Genomic DNA, 19,098 nt, shown 5'->3' with positions numbered 1-19,098 from the left:
CTATTTTGCCGTCCCGCAGAGGGTGATGACCCGCGCGTCGCTTTGCAGCCAGTGCACCTGAACTATCTCATCATCAATTTGCATCCGCAGCGTTCCTTCCTTTATATACGTCACTCGCATGCGCAGAAAATCCATCCCGAGGCTGACGGGGAAGAGGGAGCGCCTTAAACCCACTCTCTTTCGCCGAGAACGCCAGCGTCAGCGCCAACGCAAAGGGCAGGCCGCTGGCCGCCAGCCGCGTTTTTTCCGCGGCGCTGATAATGCTGCTTTCGAGCTCCGTCGCCAGCGCCGGCGTAAAGCAGCGCTCAATATCAATCCCCACCGGCTGAGAAGAGACCACCGCCAGGGCGCTATTTTCACAGTGGCTGATGCTGCCGAACCACGGCGCGGGCCACTGTGGCTGGCGCCGCTCGCCGGGCGGCGGGGGCGTTTTTTCGCCAACTTCGCGCAGGGCGTGAACGGCGGCGATGCGTCCGGCAAGATGTTCAGCCTGACGCTTACGGCCGCTTGCGGCGAGCAGGGCGTGATGTGGCAGCCACAGCAGATCCGCTGGCTGGAAGCTGGCAGGGTCGAAATCAATCCGCTGGATAAGATGCCCGGCAAGTAAAAGGGTGCTGTGACGTGTCTGCATGAAGGGATGTTAACCGATTTGCCCGCCGCCCTCTATGGCAAGAGGGCGGCGGGATTCAGACGAGCAATCAGAAGTGAGTGTTGACGCCCAGATACCAGGTACGGCCCGACTCGTTATAGGTTTCGGCACCTGCGCCGTACATATAAGCGCCGGTCGTTGCGTTACCCGTTGTCTGGGCGTTACCCGCACGCCAGTGGCGCTTATCGAAGACGTTATCCACGCCGCCGGTCAGGCTGACGTTTTTGGTCACGTCCCAGGTCGCGCTCAGGCCGAGGATACTGTATGGGCTAACCTCGTTCTTCTCGCTGCCGGTGACCGGCTGACCCTTGTAGTTATACTTTTTCGGCTGCTGCTTACCGTACCAGGTAAAGGTCGACTGCACGGAAACATCGTCGTATACCTGCCAGCTGAGGGTCGAGTTGAGGGTATATTCCGGGATAATCGACAGGCGATCGCCGGTCTCCTTATTCTTACTCTGCAGCATCCAGGTGATGTTATTGGTCCAGTTAACGGTTTCGCTAACCGGAACGTTTAACGTACCTTCCAGTCCTTCAACCACCGCTTTCGGCACGTTTTCCCACTGGTAAATATCGGTGACGACTTTACCCGTTCCGGTCTGACCAATTGGCGCATAGCCGGCTTCAATCTTGTTGCGGTAGTCGTTACGGAACCAGGTCACGCCCGCCAGCCAGCCGTCGCGTTTAAATTCGAGGCCAATCTCCTTGTTAATGCTGGTTTCTGCCTTCAGGTTATCGTTACCCAGCATGTAGCACCCGACGTTATCGGCGCTGGCGTAGCAGCCCTGGCCTTTGCTGTACAGGAGATAGTTCGGGTTGGTCTGGTAGAGGCTTGGCGCCTTATAGGCGCGGCCAATGCCCATCTTCAGGGTAAAGTCGTCGCCCAGGCCCTGGGACAGGTTCAGCGACGGGCTCCAGTTATTGCCGACGATAGAGTGATGATCGAAGCGCAATGCCGGGGTGAGCATGGTGGAATCGGTGAGCTCAAGGTTATCTTCGGCAAACAGCGAGAAGATCTCCGCCTGCGAGTACGGGCTACGATCGTTGCTCATGTCTCCAATTGGGCCGCCCTGTAGGGCCTGGCCGTTAGAGGACATGTCCTTCATCCGCTGCTGGTTCCACTCGGTGCCCAGGGTCAGGTTCTGATTGACCAGCAGGTCAAACGGAATGCTGATTTCGCTGTGCAGCATCACGTCGGAGAGGTCGATATCGCTAAACTTATCGCTGTTAAACAGGCCTTCCAGGCCGCCCGCCAGCCCCTCGCCGAGGCGCGAGTTGCGGGTGTGTTCGTACTGCGCCCAGTTGCTGGTGGTAATGCCGTTATCCCAGCCGCCGTTCCACGTGATCGCATAGTTCTGGCGATAGAGACGGTTAGTCTCTTTGCCGTAGTTTTTCTTCACCAGGCCGCTGCTGCTGTTATCATTGTTGGTGTTCTGCGTATCCCCGGCGTACAGGTTGCCCTGGCGGCTGTAGCCTGCTTCAAACTCCAGCGAGTTCATCGGCGCAAAGTCCCAGCGCACGACGCCGTTGATGTTTTTGTTCTCGACCCCTTCGCGCCCGGCCGGCAGGGTATCGGAGTAGGTATCGGTACGCTCGGACTGATGTCCCTGGTTAATATCCCAGGCGTCGGCCTGCGTTTTATCGAGGTTACCCAACAGGCGGAAGCTGAAATCGCCGCCCAGCGGGCCGTTAAGGCTGAAGTTGGTACGTTTGGTCGAGCCTTCGTCTTTATGCTCCGGGGCGTTCATGTAGGTATTCCATGAACCGTGCCACTCGCTATCGCCTTTTTTGGTGATGATATTGACCACGCCGCCCGCCGCGCCGTTGCCGTAGCGTACCGCCGCCGGGCCGCGAATGACCTCAATGCGCTCAATAAGCTCTGGCGGCACCCAGCTGGTATCGCCGCGGGTATCGCGCTCGCCGCGCCAGCCGAGACGAATGGAGTTACGGCTGGTGACCGGCTTACCGTCAATCAGGATCAGGGTATTTTCCGGGCCCATGCCGCGAATATCAATCTGGCGGTTGTTGCCGCGCTGGCCGCTGGTGGAGTTGCCGGTCAGGTTAACGCCCGGCATGGTGCGGATGATTTCTGAGACATCGCGGGCCGGTGGACGTTTACGAATTTCATCGGCGGTGATGGTGGAGACGCCGGGAGCCTGTAGGTTCTGCTCCGCTGCGGTAACGACCATGGTCTCTTCGGCGGCCGTTTTTTTGCTGTTTGTGGTCTCTTCCGCGCACAGCGGGAGGGCAACACCATAAATACCCAGATTGACCAGCAAGGCCAGGGATTTGATCCTGTTATTCATTTTATTAAATCCTGCTGTCTGTTGCCGCTTTCCCCAAAGGCCTCTTCCCACCGGGAGAGGTGACGGCATACACAAATGTTGCCAGTAGAGGACAAATGCCCGCCATCTCTGACATGTTTTTAGAAGTTACTCATACCAACGCGCGGTAGTACGCTATTGCAAATACAAATAGTTATCAATAATATTATCAACAAAACATTACGTTTATTGATAAATATCATGATAAACATAGGGTTATTTAATGCTCGAGACAGGAAGCGATGAGTGGTGGCAAAGCCTGAGCGGCCCGCAGTCGGAGGCGTCTGGCGAGGCGTACCGGGTAACGTTCTGGTGGCGGGATCCGGCGGGCAGCGAGGCCACTTCGGCGACGCGGCGGGTGTGGATTTACATCACCGGCGTCACCGACCACCACAAAAATGCCGTCCCGCAAACCCTGCGGCGCGTCCTGGGCACCGATGCCTGGCAATGGCAGACCACGCTCTCGTCGACCTGGCGCGGCAGCTACTGTTTTATCCCCTCCGAACGCGATGACGATTTTGCTCCTGAGATTTTTAACGGCGACGCTCCAGACCGCACCCTGCTGCGCGAGGGCTGGCGACGCCTGCTGCCGCGCGCGGTAGCCGACCCGCTCAACCCGCAAAGCTGGAAGGGCGGGCGCGGCCACGCGGTCTCGGCGCTGGAGCTTGCGCAGGCGCCGGAGCAGCCCGGCTGGGCGCTGCGCGATGAAAACTATGCCCCGCCGGTCTGCATCCAGTGGCGCAGCGCGCGGCTTGGCAACAGCCGTCGGGTATGGATTTATGCCACCGGCGACGGCGCGGCGGAAGAGCGCCCGCTGGCGGTGCTGCTGGACGGCCAGTTCTGGGCCGAGAGCATGCCGGTGTGGTCGCCGCTGGCCGGACTCACCCGCGAGGGCCGGCTGCCGGCGGCGGTATATCTGCTGATCGACGTGATTGATAACGCGCACCGCGGCCGCGAGCTGCCGTGCAACCGCGATTTTTGGCTGGCGGTACAGGAGGAGCTGCTGCCGCAGGTGCGTCAAATCGCAGCCTTTAGCGAGCGGGCCGAGCGTACCGTCGTCGCCGGGCAAAGCTTTGGCGGCCTGGCGGCGCTGTTCGCCGCCCTGAACTGGCCGCAGCGTTTTGGCTGCGCGCTCAGCCAGTCCGGCTCCTACTGGTGGCCGCACCGCGGCGGCGCGCAGGATGGCGTGCTGATTGAAGGCCTGAGATCGGGCGAGCTGCGCGCCGACGGGCTGCGGGTGTGGCTCGAAGCCGGCGAGCGGGAGCCCCTTATTTTCCGCGCGAATCAGGCGCTTTTAGCCCTGCTGCGGCGGTCGGAAGGGACGGTGTTCTGGCGTCAGATTGACGGCGGGCACGATGCGCTGTGCTGGCGCGGCGGGCTGACGGCGGGACTGATTCAGCTGTGGCAATCTACCGAATCCGCCCCTTCGGAACCCAATCATTGATCATGCGCGAGGGCTGCCGAGGCGGCCAGCAGGATAGCGAGTATTAACAGGAGTTTGAAATGCAATTCAGTAACCCCTTCGATAATCCGCAAGGGCAGTTTTACATTCTACGTAACGAGCTGCAGCAGTACAGTCTGTGGCCTCATCACTGCGCGCTGCCGGAGGGCTGGGCGGTAGAGTGTCCGCCGCAGTCGCTGGAAGCGTGCAATGCCTGGCTGGCGGCGAACTGGTCAACCCTCACCCCCGCGCACTACGCGTCCTAAGGAGCCGATGATGACCACTCGTTTACCGCTGGTTGCCGCGCAGCCGGGGATCTGGATGGCGGAGCGGCTGTCTACGCTGCCCGGGGCCTGGAGCGTTGCTCACTACGTCGAGCTCAGCGGCAGCCTCGATCCGGCGCTGCTCGGTCGGGCGATCGTCGCCGGCCTGCGCCAGGCCGATACGCTAAGCATGCGCTTTTGCGAAGACAACGGCGAAGCCTGGCAGTGGGTCGATGAGGACCGCGCCTTCGACGAACCGCAGTACCGCGACCTGCGCGCGGCGGACGATCCGCACGCGGCGGCGCTGGCCATTATGCAGGCCGACCTCGGACAGAACCTGCGCGTCGATAGCGGAAATCCGCTGGTCTGCCACCAGTCTGCTGCGCACGGCGGATAATCGCTGGTACTGGTATCAGCGCTATCATCATTTACTCGTCGATGGCTTTAGTTTCCCCGCCATTACCCGCCAGATCGCCGCCATTTATCGCGCCTGGCAGCGCGGAGAGGCGACGCCGGAGTCGCCGTTTACGCCGTTCGCCGAGGTGGTGGAAGAGTATCAGCGCTACTACGGCAGCGATGGCTGGCAGCGGGACAAGCAGTTCTGGCAGGAGCAGCGCAGGGCGCTGCCGGCGCCGGTTTCGCTCTCCGCCGCGCCGCTGGCGGGACGAGCAACGGGCACGGAGATCTGGCGCCTGAAGCTTGACGCTGACGCCGCGACCTTCAGCCGTCTGGCCGCCGGCGCCCCGCAGTGCCAGCGCGCCGACCTGGCGCTGGCGCTTACCGCCCTGTGGCTGGGACGCCTGTGCGGGCGGATGGACTATGCCGCCGGCTTTATCTTTATGCGCCGCATGGGCTCGGCGGCGCTGACCGCGACCGGCCCGGTACTTAACGTCCTGCCGCTGGCGATCAACATCGATGCCCAGGAAACCCTGGCCGAGCTGGCGCTGCGCCTCGCCGGACAGGCTGAAAAAAATACGTCGCCACCAGCGCTATGATGCGGAGCAAATCGTCCGCGATAGCGGCAAGGCCGCGGGCGATGAGCCGCTGTTTGGCCCGGTATTAAATATTAAAGTCTTCGATTACGTTCTCGATATTGACGGCGTGCAGGCGGTAACGCACACCCTGGCGACCGGCCCGGTTAACGATCTTGAGCTGGCGCTGTTCCCGGACGAAGCCGGCGGCCTGTCGCTGGAAGTGCTGGCCAATAAGCAGCGCTACGATGAGGCCACGCTGCGCGCGCACGTTGAGCGCCTCTCCGCGCTGCTGGCCCAGTTTGCCGCCGACCCGGCGCTGCGCTGCGGCGAAGCGGACATGCTGTCCGCGCGGGAAACGCAGCGGCTGGCGGAAATCAATAATACCGGCATCGCGCTGCCCGCTACCACGCTGAGCGCGCTGGTCGCGGAGCAGGCGATGAAGACCCCGGATGCGCCCGCGCTGGCGGACGCCAGCTGGCAGTTCAGCTACCGCGAAATGCGCCAGCAGGTGGTGGCGCTGGCAGAGGTGCTGCGCGCGCGCGGGGTTAAGCCCGGCGATAGCGTAGCGGTGGCGCTGCCGCGTTCGGTTTTCCTCACCCTGGCGCTGCACGCCATCGTTGAAGCGGGCGCCGCCTGGCTGCCGCTCGATACCGGCTATCCTGACGATCGCCTGCGTATGATGCTCGAAGACGCGCGTCCGACGCTACTGCTGACTTCCGACGATCAGCTGGCGCGCTTTAGCGATATCCCCGGGCTTGCCAGCCTGTGCTATCAGCAGCCGCTGGCGGCGGGGGATGACGCGCCGCTGGCGCTCTCCGCGCCGGAGCATACCGCCTATATCATCTTTACCTCCGGCTCCACCGGACGCCCGAAAGGGGTGATGGTGGGGCAGACCGCGATCGTCAACCGCCTGCTGTGGATGCAAAATCACTATCCGCTCGGCGCCGATGACGTGGTGGCGCAGAAAACGCCGTGCAGCTTTGACGTCTCGGTATGGGAGTTCTGGTGGCCGTTTATCGCCGGCGCCCGGCTGGTGATGGCGGAACCCGAAGCGCATCGCGATCCGCTGGCGATGCAGCAGTTCTTCGCCCGCTACGGCGTGACCACGACCCACTTTGTGCCGTCGATGCTGGCGGCGTTCGTCGCTTCGCTCGACGCGGAAAACGTCGCCGCCTGCCACACGCTACGGCGGGTATTCTGCAGCGGCGAAGCGCTGCCGACCGGGCTGTGCCGCGAATGGCAAGAGCTGACCGGCGTGGCGCTGCATAACCTCTACGGTCCGACCGAAGCGGCGGTAGACGTCAGCTGGTACCCGGCCTGCGGCGCGGAGGCTGGCGGCGGTGACCGGCAGCAGCGTGCCGATCGGCTGGCCGGTGTGGAACACCGGATTACGCATTCTTGATGCCGCGATGCGCCCGGTACCGCCCGGCGTCGCGGGGGATCTGTATCTCACCGGCATCCAGCTGGCGCAGGGCTATCTCGGACGACCGGACCTGACAGCCAGCCGCTTTATTGCCGATCCGTTTAGCGCCGGCGAGCGCATGTACCGTACCGGGGACGTGGCGCGCTGGCTCGATAACGGGGCGGTGGAGTATCTGGGGCGCAGCGACGATCAGCTGAAAATTCGCGGTCAGCGCATCGAGTGGGGGAAATAGATCGCGTCATGGCGGCGCTGCCGGGCGTGGCCCAGGCGGTCGCCCACGCCTGCGTCTTTAATCAGGCGGCGGCGACCGGCGGCGATGCCCGCCAGCTGGTCGGTTACCTGGTGTCTGAGTCCGGGCTGCCGCTGGATACCGCGGCGCTGAAAGCGCGTCTCGGCGAGCAGCTGCCGCCGCATATGGTGCCGGTGGTGCTGATCCCGCTGCCGGCGCTGCCGCTGAGCGCTAACGGCAAGCTGGATCGTAAAGCGCTGCCGCTGCCCACGCTGAGCCAGGAGCGTCGCGGCCGGCCGCCGGCGTCAGAGAGCGAGCGCGCGGTTGCCGAGGCGTTCAGCCAGCTGCTGGGCTGCGAAGTGAACGACATCGAAGCCGATTTCTTTGCCCTTGGCGGCCACTCGCTGCTCGCGATGCGCCTGGCGGCGCAGCTGAGCCGCCGCTTTGCGCGCCAGGTGACGCCGGGCCAGGTGATGGTCGCCTCGACGGTCGGCCAGCTGAGCGCGCTGCTGGCTTCCGATCTGAGCGACGAGCAGGCGCAGCGTCTGGGCTTTGATACGCTTTTACCCCTGCGTAAAAGCGACGGCCCGACGCTGTTCTGCTTCCATCCGGCCTCCGGTTTTGCCTGGCAGTTCAGCGTGCTGGCGCGCTATCTCAACCCGCGCTGGTCAATTACCGGCATTCAGTCGCCGCGCCCGCAGGGGCCGATGGCGAGCGCCGCTGCCCTGGATGAAGTCTGCGAGTCTCATCTGCAAACTTTACTGGCGCAGCAGCCGCACGGGCCATATTACCTGTTCGGTTACTCCCTCGGCGGCACCCTGGCGCAGGGAATTGCCGCGCGCTTACGCCAGCGCGGCGAAGCGGTAGCGTTCCTCGGGCTGCTGGATACCTGGCCGCCGGAGTCGCAAAACTGGGCGGAAAAAGAGGCCAACGGCCTCGACCCGCAGGTGCTGGCCGAAATCGACCGCGAGCGGGAAGCGTTCCTCGCCGCCCAGCAGGGGCAGCCGTCCGGCGAGCTGTTTAGCACCATCGAGGGCAACTACGCCGACGCGGTGCGCCTGCTGACCACCGCGCACAGCGCGAAGTTCGACGGCAAGGCGACCCTGTTCGTGGCGGAAAAAACGCGCCAGCCGGGGATGGACCCGCAGGCGCTGTGGGGGCCGTGGGTCGGCGAGCTGGAGATCTTCAGCCAGGCGTGCGCGCACGTCGAGATCATCTCGCCCCAGGCCTTTGAGTCGATAGGTCCGGTGGTACGGGAGATTCTGGGATAGGCCGAGCGTCGTCCGGGCTTTCCGGGCGACCCCGGCCCCCGGCGTATAGCCCGGCAGCCCCCGGTAGGCGTCGCGCGTACCGGGGTTTTTTTATGCTCTGGCCAGGGAGAAAAGGGGCGGCTAGCGGCGGCCCAGCGGCACCACCAGCGGCGTATGGGCGATCGGATCGTCGATGATGGTGCAGCGCAGGCCGTAAATCCGCTCGATAAGCTCGGCGGTAACGATCTCTTTCGGCGCCCCTTCGGCGATAATTTTGCCGTCGCGCAGGGCGATCAGATGGCTGGCGTAGCGGCAGGCCTGGTTGAGATCGTGCAGCACCGCCGCCAGGGTATAACCCTTCTCGCGATTTAGCTCGCTCAGCAGTTCCAGCAGATCGATCTGATGGCTGATATCCAGCCAGGTCGTCGGCTCGTCGAGCAGCATGATGGCGGTTTCCTGCGCCAGCACCATCGCAATCCACGCGCGCTGCCGCTGGCCGCCGGAGAGCGTATCGACGCTCTGCTGCGCAAGATTGGTGATGCCGGTGGCCTCCATCGCCCGATTGACCGCGTCCTCATCTTCTTTACGCCAGCGGGTGAACAGCGGCTGATGCGGATAGCGGCCGCGGGCGACCAGCTCCTGGACGGTAATATCGCCCGGGGTGGTGGCGTTTTGCGCCAGCAGGCCGATGCGCCTGGCCACGTCCTTGCTGGCGTAACGCTGGATCTGCTCGCCGTCGAGATAAACATGGCCGCTGGTCGGGGTCATCAGGCGGCTGAGGGTGCGCAGCAGCGTCGATTTTCCGCAGCCGTTGGGGCCAATGATGGCGGTGAAGTGGCCGTCGGGAATGGTCACGTTCAGCGATTCGGCGATGATCTTTTTACCGTATGCGAGGGTCAACTGGTCGCCGCGCAAACGGGGGGTTACAGCGGTCATTTTTTGCGGGACTCCTGAATTAACAGTGCGATGAGATAGATGCCGCCGAGGCTGACGGTGACGACCCCCACCGGCAGCTGATAGGGCATAAACAGGCGCTGGGCGCTATAGTCAGCCAGCGCCAGCAGCAGCGCGCCGCACAGCGCCGACTGGGTCAGGCCCCAGCGCGCGGTGCCGCTGAGGCGGCGGGCGATATGCGGAGCCACCAGCGCAATAAAGGAGATCGGGCCCGCCAGCGCGGTGGCGGCGGCGGTCAGCACCACCCCCACCAGCATCAGCAGCAGGCGAGAGCGTTCAACGCGTACGCCCAGCGCGCAGGCGGTGTCGTCGCCCATTTCCAGCAGGCGCATGCGCCGCGCCAGCAGCGCGCTGCAGACCAGCATCAGCACAATAAGCGGCGCCGACGGCCAGGTTTTACTCCACGTCAGCCCGTTGAGCGAGCCGGCGTTCCATAGCCCGGCGGAGAGCGCGGTCTCCAGCGACGCGCGCAGCAGCAGCCAGGTATTGAACGCCACCAGCATCGCGCGGATGCCGATGCCGATAATAATCAGCCGGAAGGTTTCAATCCCGTTACGCCAGGCCAGCAGCCAGACCAGCAGGGCGGTCAGCACGCCGCCGGCCATCGCCGCCAGCGCGATAGCCGTCAGGTTCTGGCCAAAGATCACCATCGCCACCAGCACGCCGCTCCACGCGCCGGTGTTGAAGCCCATGACGTCCGGGCTGCCCAGCGGGTTGCGCATCAGCGACTGAAAAATCGCGCCGCTGACGCCCAGCCCGGCGCCGATCAGCAGCGCCATCAGCACCCGCGGCAGCCGCCATTCGGTAACGACCATGGTGATATTCCGCGGCGCATCGCCCAGCAGCGCGGAGATAACCTGCTCCACCCGCAGCGGCACCAGGCCGCTGCCGAGCCCCCAAAGGGAAACCAGCACGCTGGCGACGATCAGGATAAAACAGCTGAGCAGCAAACGACGGGCAGGGGCGATCACATTGCACCTCCGCGCGGCTGACGACGCACCAGCCAGATCAGCACCGGGGCGCCGATAAAGGCGCTGACCACCGAGACCCGCAGCTCTCCGGGCACCAGCAGGCGGCCAAGAACATCGGCAAACAGCAGCAGCGCCGGGGTGGCCAGCAGGGTGACCGGCAGCGACCAGCGGTGGTCGGTGCCCACCAGCCAGCGCGCCATGTGCGGCATCATCAGGCCGATAAAGGCGATGGGGCCGACCACCGCCGTGGCGCTGCCGCACAGGACGGTGATCGCCAGCAGGCCGATAAACTGCGTGCGCGCCACCCGGCTGCCGAGCGCGGTGGCGGTATCGCTGCCGAGGCTCAGGCTGTTCAGCGCCCGGCTGAGCAGCAGCGTGACGGCGCCGGCGATCAGCACCGGGATCAGGACGATTTTAAGCGTTTGTAGGGTACGGATATCCAGCGAGCCGGCCTGCCAGAAGCGCAGCTGGTCGTATACATCGGGGTTAAGCAGCGCAATGCCGTTCGAGAGGCCTTCGAGCACCGCCGCCAGCGCGACGCCGGCCAGCGTCAGGCGCACCGGGCTCAGCTCGACCTCCGCCCTGGCTGCCGGTGAAGGCCACCAGCAGCGAGGCGGCAAAGGCGCCGCAAAAGGCCATCAGCAGCTGTTCCTGCGGAGAATGAATGCCGAACAGCGCGGCGCCCAGCACGATTGCGAAGCTGGCGCCGGAGTTGACGCCCAGAATGCCGGGGTCGGCCAGCGGATTGCGGGTGAGGGTCTGCATCAGCGCCCCCGCCAGGCCCAGCGCGACGCCGGCGAGCAGCCCGGCAAGGGTGCGCGGCAGGCGGGCATCGAGCACGATGGTGCAGTCAGCGCTCTGACAGGCGCCGCTAAAGGCATCCACAACGACGTTGAGTGGCAGAGGTTTGGCGCCGACCAGCAGGCTGAGCGCAATCGCAACGGCTAAAACCAGCAGCAGACCAGGCACGGCAACGGCGCGCACCGTGGTCGTAGAAAACGACATAGTTCACATCCCTGACATGATAACGATAGTAATTATCGTTATCGATTCTATTCAGTTATGTTAGCATGGCGGCCCCTAAGAGTGGTATACGCAAATCATTCGGGATGCGTCGCGACGGCCGGGGCGTAAGTCTGCGGGCGCAGAGTCAATTCACCCGTCATGGCCCAGGGCGTCGCCAGGCGGGTCGTTCGGTCGCCGCCGGCTCATTGGTAGCCCGCCGTATGACGAGTATCGATGGAAAATAATAACAAGGTGTTGTAATGAACCGACAATCCCGTCTGCTGGACCTGAGCCTGCTGAAAACGCATCCGGCGTTTCGCGCCGTCTTTATCGCCCGCTTTATCTCTATTCTCTCGCTTGGCCTGCTGGGCGTTGCCATCCCGCTACAAATCCAGCTGATGACCCACTCCACCCTGCAGGTCGGCCTCTCGGTCACTCTGACCGGCGGTTCGATGTTTGTCGGCCTGATGGTGGGGGGCGTGCTGGCGGATCGCTACGAGCGCAAGCGTCTGATCCTGCTGGCGCGCGGTACCTGCGGAATCGGTTTTGTCGGCCTGTGCCTGAACGCGCTGCTGCCCGAGCCTTCGCTGATCGCCATCTATCTGCTGGGCATCTGGGACGGCTTCTTTGCCTCGCTGGGCGTGACGGCGCTGCTGGCGGCAACCCCCGCGCTGGTCGGGCGGGAAAATCTGATGCAGGCCGGGGCGATTACCATGCTGACGGTACGCCTGGGCTCGGTGATTTCGCCGATGATCGGCGGCCTGCTGCTGGCGACCGGCGGCGTGGCCTGGAACTACGGCCTGGCGGCGGCCGGAACCTTTATCACCACCTTGACCCTGCTGCGCTTACCGCAGCTACCGCCGCCGCCGCAGCCGCGCGAGCATCCGCTGAGGTCGCTGCTGGCGGGGCTTAAGTTCCTCTTTAATAGCCCGCTGATTGGCGGTATCGCGCTGCTCGGCGGCCTGCTGACGATGGCGAGCGCGGTGCGCGTGCTCTACCCGGCGCTGGCTGAAGGCTGGCGGATGTCGGCCTCGCAGATTGGCCTGCTGTACGCCGCGATCCCGCTGGGCGCAGCGCTCGGGGCGCTCACCAGCGGCCGGCTGGCGCAGACCGCCAGGCCGGGCGCGCTGATGCTGGCCACCACCGTCGGCTCCTTTATTGCCATCGCGCTGTTTAGCCTGATGCCGCTGTGGCAGCTGGGCGCGCTGTGTCTGGCGCTGTTTGGCTGGCTGAGCGCCATCAGACTCGCTGCTGCAGTACACCCTGATCCAAACCCAGACGCCGGAGGCGATGCTCGGGCGCATTAACGGCCTGTGGACCGCGCAGAACGTTACCGGCGATGCCATTGGCGCCGCGCTGTTGGGCGGCCTCGGCGTGATGATGACCCCGGTCGCGTCGGCAAGCGCCAGCGGCTGGGTGCTGGTTATCGTTGGTGCGATCCTGATCGGGCTGCTGAGCGAACTACGCCGTTTTCAGCGCCCGGAGACGGTGAGCGAAAGTTGATTGGCTTCCCGGCCGGGCATGGCGCCGGCCGGGAACGGGGTTTAGCCGAATAAGGCTGAGAGGCGCTGCAGCACCAGCATGGCGCTGTAGTAGTCGAGACGGAAGGTTTCGGTGCCCAGCGGATAGACGCGTTTGGCTGCGACCGCCGGCAGGTGGGCGAGCAGCGGATTGGCGTAAATCGCCTTAGCGTCCTTCTCGTCGCCGGCGAACAGGAACAGGCTTTGGCCATTGAGGCCGGCGGCTAAATTCTCCCCGCCCAGCTGGATGATATCGTGGCGTTTACCCTGGCTCTGGCTGGCGTGCAGCCCGGCGGGCAGGGTGGCCAGCGTAAAGCCCAGCTGTTCGAGCATCTGGCCCTGGGCCGATTCAGGCGTCCACAGATTGGCGCTATGGGCTGCGGCGGTATACACCAGCGCGCTGACCGGCTGCGGCGGCAGCTTCATCTGCTGCTTCAGCGCCGCCAGCTGTTTATCAAATTCGGCAATGCGCACCGCGGCCTGCTTCTCCTGGCCGGTGATCTCCCCGAGCTGGGTGAGCAGCGCCTGCCAGCTCTTATCGTCGTAGTTGATGATAAGCGTCGGCGCAATAGTAGAAAGCTGATCGTAGAGCGGCAGCGCGGAGTCGCCGCCGGTGGCGCTAATCAGGATCAGGTCCGGCATCTGCGCGGCCACGGCTTCGGCGCTCGGCTCGCCGATATAGAGCCGCGCCAGCTTACGCTCCCGGGCGACGCCGCTCCACTGGCGCAGGAATCCCTGCGCATCGGCCACGCGGTTATTCGGCGTAGTGGCCCCGCTGGCTACCACCGGGGCGTCAATCGCCAGCAGCGAGCCGGTGAGGGTGACGCTGGTGGAGACGATGCGCAGCGGCCGGTGCTCGAGGGTATGCGCGCCGCGGCTGTCGGCGATCTGACGCGGCCAGTCGGCGGCGAACGCTGAGGTCATTCCTAAACAGGCCAGCCCGCAGGCCAGCAGAGTACGGCGGCACAAAGTGGAGAAATTCACGAATTCGCATCCTGATTGAGTTGGAATAAATGCGTCTCATTTTCAGCTTTGTGCCACAGGGATGCAAGCCTAAGTAGCACAACATGCTGTTTGTACGGTTGACATGCAGAGCAATACCTTTTAGGTTAGCCAACCAAAATATAAATGATAATTATTCTTAATATCTTTATCGTTTTTTTGGAGGATGATATGGAAACGTCAATAGCCGAGGATGCACGGGAGCAAAACATGACCCTGGCAGCAGAAAGCTTCTTCTTTATGTCGCCGTACCGCAGTTTTAGCACTTCGGGCTGTTTCAGGCGCTTCTCTCATTCCGCCGCCGACGGCGAGGCCCTGACCGGCGAGTTCCAGCAGCAAATGGCCGCCGCGTTCCGGGAGGCGAAGGCCGCCGGGATCGACAAGCCGGTGATGGTCGGCGCGATCCCCTTTGATACCCGCCAGCCGTCCGAACTGTTTATTCCCGAGCGCTGGGAAACCTTCTCCCGCACCGGCAAGCAGCGCTCTGCGCGCTACGCGTCGGGCCAGGCGGCGATGGACGTGGTGGCCCGCCGGGAGATCCCCGAGCAGGACGCATTTATGGCGATGGTCGAGCGCGCCGCCGCGCTGACCGCGACGCCGGAAGTCGATAAGGTCGTACTGTCGCGCCTGATCGATATCACCACCCGCGATCGCGTGGACAGCGGTGCGCTGCTGGAGCGCCTGATTGCGCAAAACCCCGCCAGCTATAACTTCCACGTGCCGCTCTCGGACGGCGGCGTGCTGCTCGGCGCCAGCCCGGAGTCTGCTGCTGCGCAAAGAGGGCGATAGCTTTAGCTCTCTGCCGCTGGCGGGATCGGCCCGGCGCCAGCCGGACGATGTGCTGGATCGCGAAGCCGGCAATAAGCTGCTGGCCTCCGGCAAAGATCGCCACGAGCACGAGTCTGGTGACCCAGGCGATGAAAGCGGTGCTCGCGCCGCGCTGCCGCGAGCTGTCGCTGCCGGACTCTCCGCAGCTGATCACCACCCCAACTTTATGGCATCTGGCGACGCCCATCGCCGGGACCGCCGCGGCCGGGGAGAACGCCATGTCGCTGGCGTGCCTGCTGCATCCGACGCCGGCCCTCAGCGGTTTCCCGCATCAGGCCGCCACGCGCCTGATCCGCGAACTGGAACCGTTCGATCGCCAGCTGTTCGGCGGCATCGTCGGCTGGTGTGATGACGAAGGCAACGGCGAGTGGGTTGTGACCATCCGCTGCGCCCGCCTGCAGCAGAACACGCTGCGCCTGTTTGCCGGCGCGGGGATCGTTCCGGCCTCCTCCCCGCTGGGAGAGTGGCGCGAAACCGGCGTCAAACTGACCACTATGCTGAACGTATTTGGCTTGTATTAAGAGGCGATGATGATTGCATTTAACCGCTGGCCGGAAAGTTTTGCCGCCCGCTACCGTGAAAAAGGCTACTGGCAGGATCGGCCGTTAACCGAGCTGATTACCCGTCACGCGGCGAGCGATGCCGTGGCGATTATCGACGGCGAAGTTCAGTACAGCTATCGCCAGTTCAACCAGCGGGTGGATAATCTCGCCTGCTCCCTGCAGGGCATGGGGCTCAAACGCGGGGAAACCGCGCTGGTGCAGCTGGGCAACGTCGCCGAATTCTATATCACCTTCTTTGCGCTGCTGCGCATCGGCGTGGCGCCGGTCAACGCGCTGTTCAGCCATCAGCGCAGCGAGCTCAACGCCTACGCTACGCAAATTGAACCCGCGCTGCTGATTGCCGATCGCCAGCACGCGCTGTTTGCCGACGATAGCTTCCTCAACGGATTTATCGATCAGCATCCGTCGGTGCGGGTGGCGCTGCTGCGCGGCGATAGCGGCGAGTATGACCTGGCCGCGGCGATCGCCCAGCCGGCCAATGGCTTCATTGCGAACCCGACGCCTGCCGATGAGGTGGCTTTTTTCCAGCTCTCCGGCGGCAGCACCGGCACGCCTAAGCTGATCCCGCGTACCCACAACGATTACGAATACAGCATTCGCCGCAGCAATGAAATTTGTGCGATTAGCGCCAATACGTGCTATCTCAACGCGCTGCCCGCGGCGCACAACTATGCGCTGAGCTCGCCGGGATCGCTGGGGGTGTTTCTGGCCGGAGGCCGGGTGATCCTTGCCGCCGACCCGAGCGCCACGCTGTGCTTCCCGCTGATTGAAAAGCATCAGATTAACGTTGCCGCGCTGGTGCCGCCGGCGGTCAGCCTGTGGCTGCAGGCGATCCACGAATGGGGCAGCAATGCGCAGCTGCGGTCGCTGCGGCTGCTGCAGGTTGGCGGAGCGCGCCTGTCCGCGACGCTCGCCGCGCGCATTCCGGCGGAGATTGGCTGCCAGCTGCAGCAGGTCTTCGGCATGGCGGAAGGGCTGGTGAACTACACCCGCCTCAACGATAGCCCGGAACGCATTATCAATACCCAGGGCTGCCCGATGAGCCCCGACGACGAAGTGTGGGTCGCCGATGCCGAAGGCAACCCGCTGCCGCGCGGCGAAGTCGGCCGCCTGATGACCCGCGGGCCCTACACCTTCCGCGGCTACTATAAAAGCCCGCAGCATAATCTGGAGGCGTTTGACGCCGACGGGTTCTACTGCTCCGGCGATCTGATCTCGATCGACGAAGACGGCTATATCACCGTGCAGGGGCGTGAGAAAGATCAGATCAACCGCGGCGGGGAGAAGATCGCCGCGGAAGAGATTGAAAATCTGCTGCTGCGCCACCCGGCGACGATCCATGCCGCGCTGGTGAGCATGGAGGATAGCCTGCTGGGCGAGAAAAGCTGTGCGTATCTGGTGGTCAAAGAGCCGCTGCGCGCGGTCGCGGTCCGCCGCTTTCTGCGCGAGCAGGGCGTGGCTGAATTTAAGCTGCCGGATCGCGTGGAGTGCGTGGACGCGCTGCCGCTGACGCCGGTGGGCAAAGTCGATAAAAAACAATTACGTCAGTGGCTGGCTGAACGCAAGCTGGGCTGAAGGAGAAGACAGAATGGCCATTCCTCAATTACAGGCTTACGCGCTGCCGGAAGCCAGCGATATCCCGGCGAACAAAGTGAGCTGGGCCTTTGAGCCGTCCCGCGCCGCGCTGCTTATCCACGATATGCAGGAGTATTTCCTCAACTTCTGGGGTGAAGACAGCGCGATGATGGCGAAAGTGGTCGCCAACATTGCCGCGCTGCGCGATTTCTGCAAGCAGCACGGTATTCCGGTGTTCTACACCGCGCAGCCGAAAGAGCAGAGCGATGAAGACCGCGCCCTGCTGAACGATATGTGGGGACCGGGCCTGACCCGCTCGCCGGAGCAGCAGCGGGTGATTGCCGCCCTGGCGCCGGACGAAAACGACACCGTGCTGGTGAAGTGGCGCTACAGCGCGTTCCACCGTTCGCCGCTGGAAGAGATGCTGAAAGAGAGCGGACGCGACCAGCTGATCGTCACCGGTGTGTATGCCCATATCGGCTGCATGACGACCGCGACCGACGCGTTTATGCGCGACATCAAGCCGTTCTTCGTGGCCGACGCGCTGGCGGACTTTAACCGCGAAGATCATCTGATGGCGCTGAAATATGTCGCCGGACGCTGCGGTCGGGTGGTCATGACCGAAGAGCTGCTGCCGCTGCCGGCGTCAAAGGCGGCGCTGCGCGCGCTGATCCTGCCGCTGCTCGATGAGTCGGACGAGCCGATGGATGATGAAAATCTGATCGACTACGGCCTGGATTCGGTGCGCATGATGGCGCTGGCCGCGCGCTGGCGCAAAGTGCACGGCGATATCGACTTCGTGATGCTGGCGAAAAATCCGTCGATTGACGCCTGGTGGGCGCTGCTCTCCCGCGAGGTGAAATAATGGCCGCTCTCGATTTTCAGGGCCAGACCGTATGGGTTACCGGAGCGGGGAAGGGCATCGGCTACGCCACCGCGCTGGCCTTCGTCGAGGCCGGGGCGCAGGTAACCGGCTTTGACCTCGCGTTCGCGGGCGAAAGCTATCCGTTCGCCACCGAGACGCTGGACGTGGCCGACGCGCCGCAGGTGGCCGAGGTGTGCGGGCGCCTGCTGAACGGTATTGAGCGTCTCGACGTGCTGGTTAATGCGGCCGGTATTTTACGCATGGGCGCGACCGATGCGCTGAGCGTTGAAGAGTGGCAGCAGACCTTCGCCGTTAACGTCGGCGGCGCGTTTAACCTGTTTCAGCAGACGATGGCCCAGTTCCGCCGCCAGCGGGGCGGGGCGATTGTCACCGTGGCGTCCGACGCCGCGCATACGCCGCGCATCGGCATGAGCGCCTACGGCGCGTCGAAGGCCGCGCTGAAGAGCCTGGCGCTGACCGTCGGACTTGAGCTGGCGGGCAGCGGGGTGCGCTGTAACCTCGTCTCGCCGGGTTCCACCGACACCGATATGCAGCGCACGCTGTGGGTTAGCGATGACGCCGAGCAGCAGCGCATTCGCGGTTTTGGCGAGCAGTTCAAGCTCGGCATTCCGCTGGGTAAGATCGCCCGGCCGCAGGAGATTGCCAGCACCATCTTGTTCCTCGCCTCCCATCACGCCAGCCATATCACGCTGCAGGATATCGTGGTTGACGGCGGCTCGACGCTGGGGGCATAAATGGCCTGGAAACGTCAGCTGACGCTGGAGGAGCTTAACGCCACCAGCGCGAATACGATGGTGGCCCATCTGGGGATTGTCTATACCCGGCTGGAAGAGGGGCTATTGGAGGCCGAAATGCCGGTCGATACCCGCACCCATCAGCCCTTTGGCCTGCTGCACGGCGGCGCCTCGGCGGCGCTGGCGGAGACGCTGGGTTCGATGGCCGGCTGGCTGATGACCGAAGAGGGGCAGTGCGTGGTCGGGACCGAGCTGAACGCCAGCCATCATCGGGCGGTCTCCAGCGGTAAAGTCCGCGGCGAGTGCCGTCCTCTGCACCTCGGCCGCCAGGGGCAAAGCTGGGAAATTGCCGTTTTCGACGCCCGCGGACGGCGCTGCTGCACCTGCCGCCTGGGCACCGCGGTGCTCGGCTAGCTCTCTGCCTTTCTCCGGCTCGCGCCGGGTCCCGTCCGGGCTACGGTTTTATTTCTGTCGCCCGGACGAGCGTCTTTCTGACGCCGCGATTTTC

11 protein-coding genes and 4 pseudogenes are annotated in these 19,098 nt (G+C 64.0%); 9 read left to right on the top strand and 6 right to left on the bottom strand.

Annotated features, from left to right (window positions below; genetic code table 11):
• Positions 1-73: 73 nt before the first annotated feature.
• Together entD and ABOC21_RS17855 are read right to left on the bottom strand one after the other, a co-directional pair.
• The gene (gene entD, locus ABOC21_RS17860; protein ID WP_426812733.1) at positions 74-631 is read right to left on the bottom strand and encodes an enterobactin synthase subunit EntD; all 558 of its coding nucleotides are present in this window, start codon (positions 629-631) and stop codon (positions 74-76) included.
• A gap of 67 nt (positions 632-698) precedes the next feature.
• Positions 699-2,954: a TonB-dependent siderophore receptor gene (locus ABOC21_RS17855; protein ID WP_426812732.1), complete on the bottom strand. Its 2,256-nt coding sequence runs from the start codon at positions 2,952-2,954 to the stop codon at positions 699-701.
• A 241-nt stretch (positions 2,955-3,195) separates the two neighbouring features.
• Between ABOC21_RS17855 and fes the strand changes: the two genes are divergently transcribed.
• From fes to entF, 3 genes and pseudogenes are all read left to right on the top strand, one after another.
• Positions 3,196-4,416, top strand: a complete 1,221-nt coding sequence (gene fes, locus ABOC21_RS17850) for an enterochelin esterase (RefSeq protein ID WP_426812731.1) — start codon at positions 3,196-3,198, stop codon at positions 4,414-4,416.
• A 59-nt stretch (positions 4,417-4,475) separates the two neighbouring features.
• Positions 4,476-4,679: an MbtH family protein gene (locus ABOC21_RS17845; RefSeq protein ID WP_426812730.1), complete on the top strand. Its 204-nt coding sequence runs from the start codon at positions 4,476-4,478 to the stop codon at positions 4,677-4,679.
• Positions 4,680-4,689: 10 nt separating this feature from the next.
• Positions 4,690-8,573: pseudogene (gene entF, locus ABOC21_RS17840) on the top strand (enterobactin non-ribosomal peptide synthetase EntF).
• A 120-nt stretch (positions 8,574-8,693) separates the two neighbouring features.
• On the opposite strand, the gene fepC reads toward entF, so the two are convergent.
• The 3 genes and pseudogenes from fepC to fepD all read right to left on the bottom strand — a co-directional run bounded on the left by fepC (position 8,694) and on the right by fepD (position 11,482).
• Positions 8,694-9,488: an iron-enterobactin ABC transporter ATP-binding protein gene (gene fepC / locus ABOC21_RS17835; protein WP_426812729.1), complete on the bottom strand. Its 795-nt coding sequence runs from the start codon at positions 9,486-9,488 to the stop codon at positions 8,694-8,696.
• Positions 9,485-10,477, bottom strand: a complete 993-nt coding sequence (gene fepG / locus ABOC21_RS17830; RefSeq protein WP_426812728.1) for an iron-enterobactin ABC transporter permease — start codon at positions 10,475-10,477, stop codon at positions 9,485-9,487. The genes fepC and fepG overlap by 4 nt, the downstream gene beginning before the upstream one ends.
• Positions 10,474-11,482 (bottom strand): annotated as a pseudogene (fepD, locus tag ABOC21_RS17825) (Fe(3+)-siderophore ABC transporter permease). Before fepD ends, fepG begins: the two are co-directional and overlap by 4 nt.
• 260 nt (positions 11,483-11,742) lie before the next feature.
• Between fepD and entS the strand changes: the two are divergent.
• A pseudogene (entS, locus tag ABOC21_RS17820) lies at positions 11,743-12,985 on the top strand (enterobactin transporter EntS).
• A gap of 41 nt (positions 12,986-13,026) precedes the next feature.
• Here the strand turns inward: entS and fepB are convergent.
• Positions 13,027-13,986, bottom strand: coding sequence for a Fe2+-enterobactin ABC transporter substrate-binding protein (gene fepB, locus ABOC21_RS17815; protein WP_426812727.1), 960 nt, complete (start codon positions 13,984-13,986; stop codon positions 13,027-13,029).
• Positions 13,987-14,175: 189 nt separating this feature from the next.
• Between fepB and entC the strand changes: the two are divergent.
• From entC to entH, 5 genes and pseudogenes are all read left to right on the top strand, one after another.
• Positions 14,176-15,353: pseudogene (gene entC, locus ABOC21_RS17810) on the top strand (isochorismate synthase EntC).
• A 9-nt stretch (positions 15,354-15,362) separates the two neighbouring features.
• Positions 15,363-16,970 carry a (2,3-dihydroxybenzoyl)adenylate synthase EntE gene (gene entE / locus ABOC21_RS17805; protein ID WP_426815527.1) on the top strand — a complete coding sequence of 536 codons (1,608 nt, stop codon included), beginning with the start codon at positions 15,363-15,365 and terminating at the stop codon, positions 16,968-16,970.
• A 13-nt stretch (positions 16,971-16,983) separates the two neighbouring features.
• Positions 16,984-17,835, top strand: a complete 852-nt coding sequence (locus tag ABOC21_RS17800) for an isochorismatase family protein (protein WP_426812726.1) — start codon at positions 16,984-16,986, stop codon at positions 17,833-17,835.
• Positions 17,835-18,590, top strand: coding sequence for a 2,3-dihydro-2,3-dihydroxybenzoate dehydrogenase EntA (gene entA, locus ABOC21_RS17795; RefSeq protein WP_133596749.1), 756 nt, complete (start codon positions 17,835-17,837; stop codon positions 18,588-18,590). Before ABOC21_RS17800 ends, entA begins: the two co-directional genes overlap by 1 nt.
• The gene (entH, locus tag ABOC21_RS17790; protein WP_426812725.1) at positions 18,591-19,004 is read left to right on the top strand and encodes a proofreading thioesterase EntH; all 414 of its coding nucleotides are present in this window, start codon (positions 18,591-18,593) and stop codon (positions 19,002-19,004) included. It abuts the gene before it with no gap.
• Positions 19,005-19,098 lie beyond the last annotated feature (94 nt).

This window comes from Klebsiella sp. WOUb02 (assembly GCF_050058015.1).
Classification (GTDB): Bacteria; Pseudomonadota; Gammaproteobacteria; order Enterobacterales; family Enterobacteriaceae; genus Klebsiella.
The sequence above is the reverse complement of the archived record's forward strand: the minus strand, read 5'-3'. Positions and strand labels throughout refer to the sequence as shown.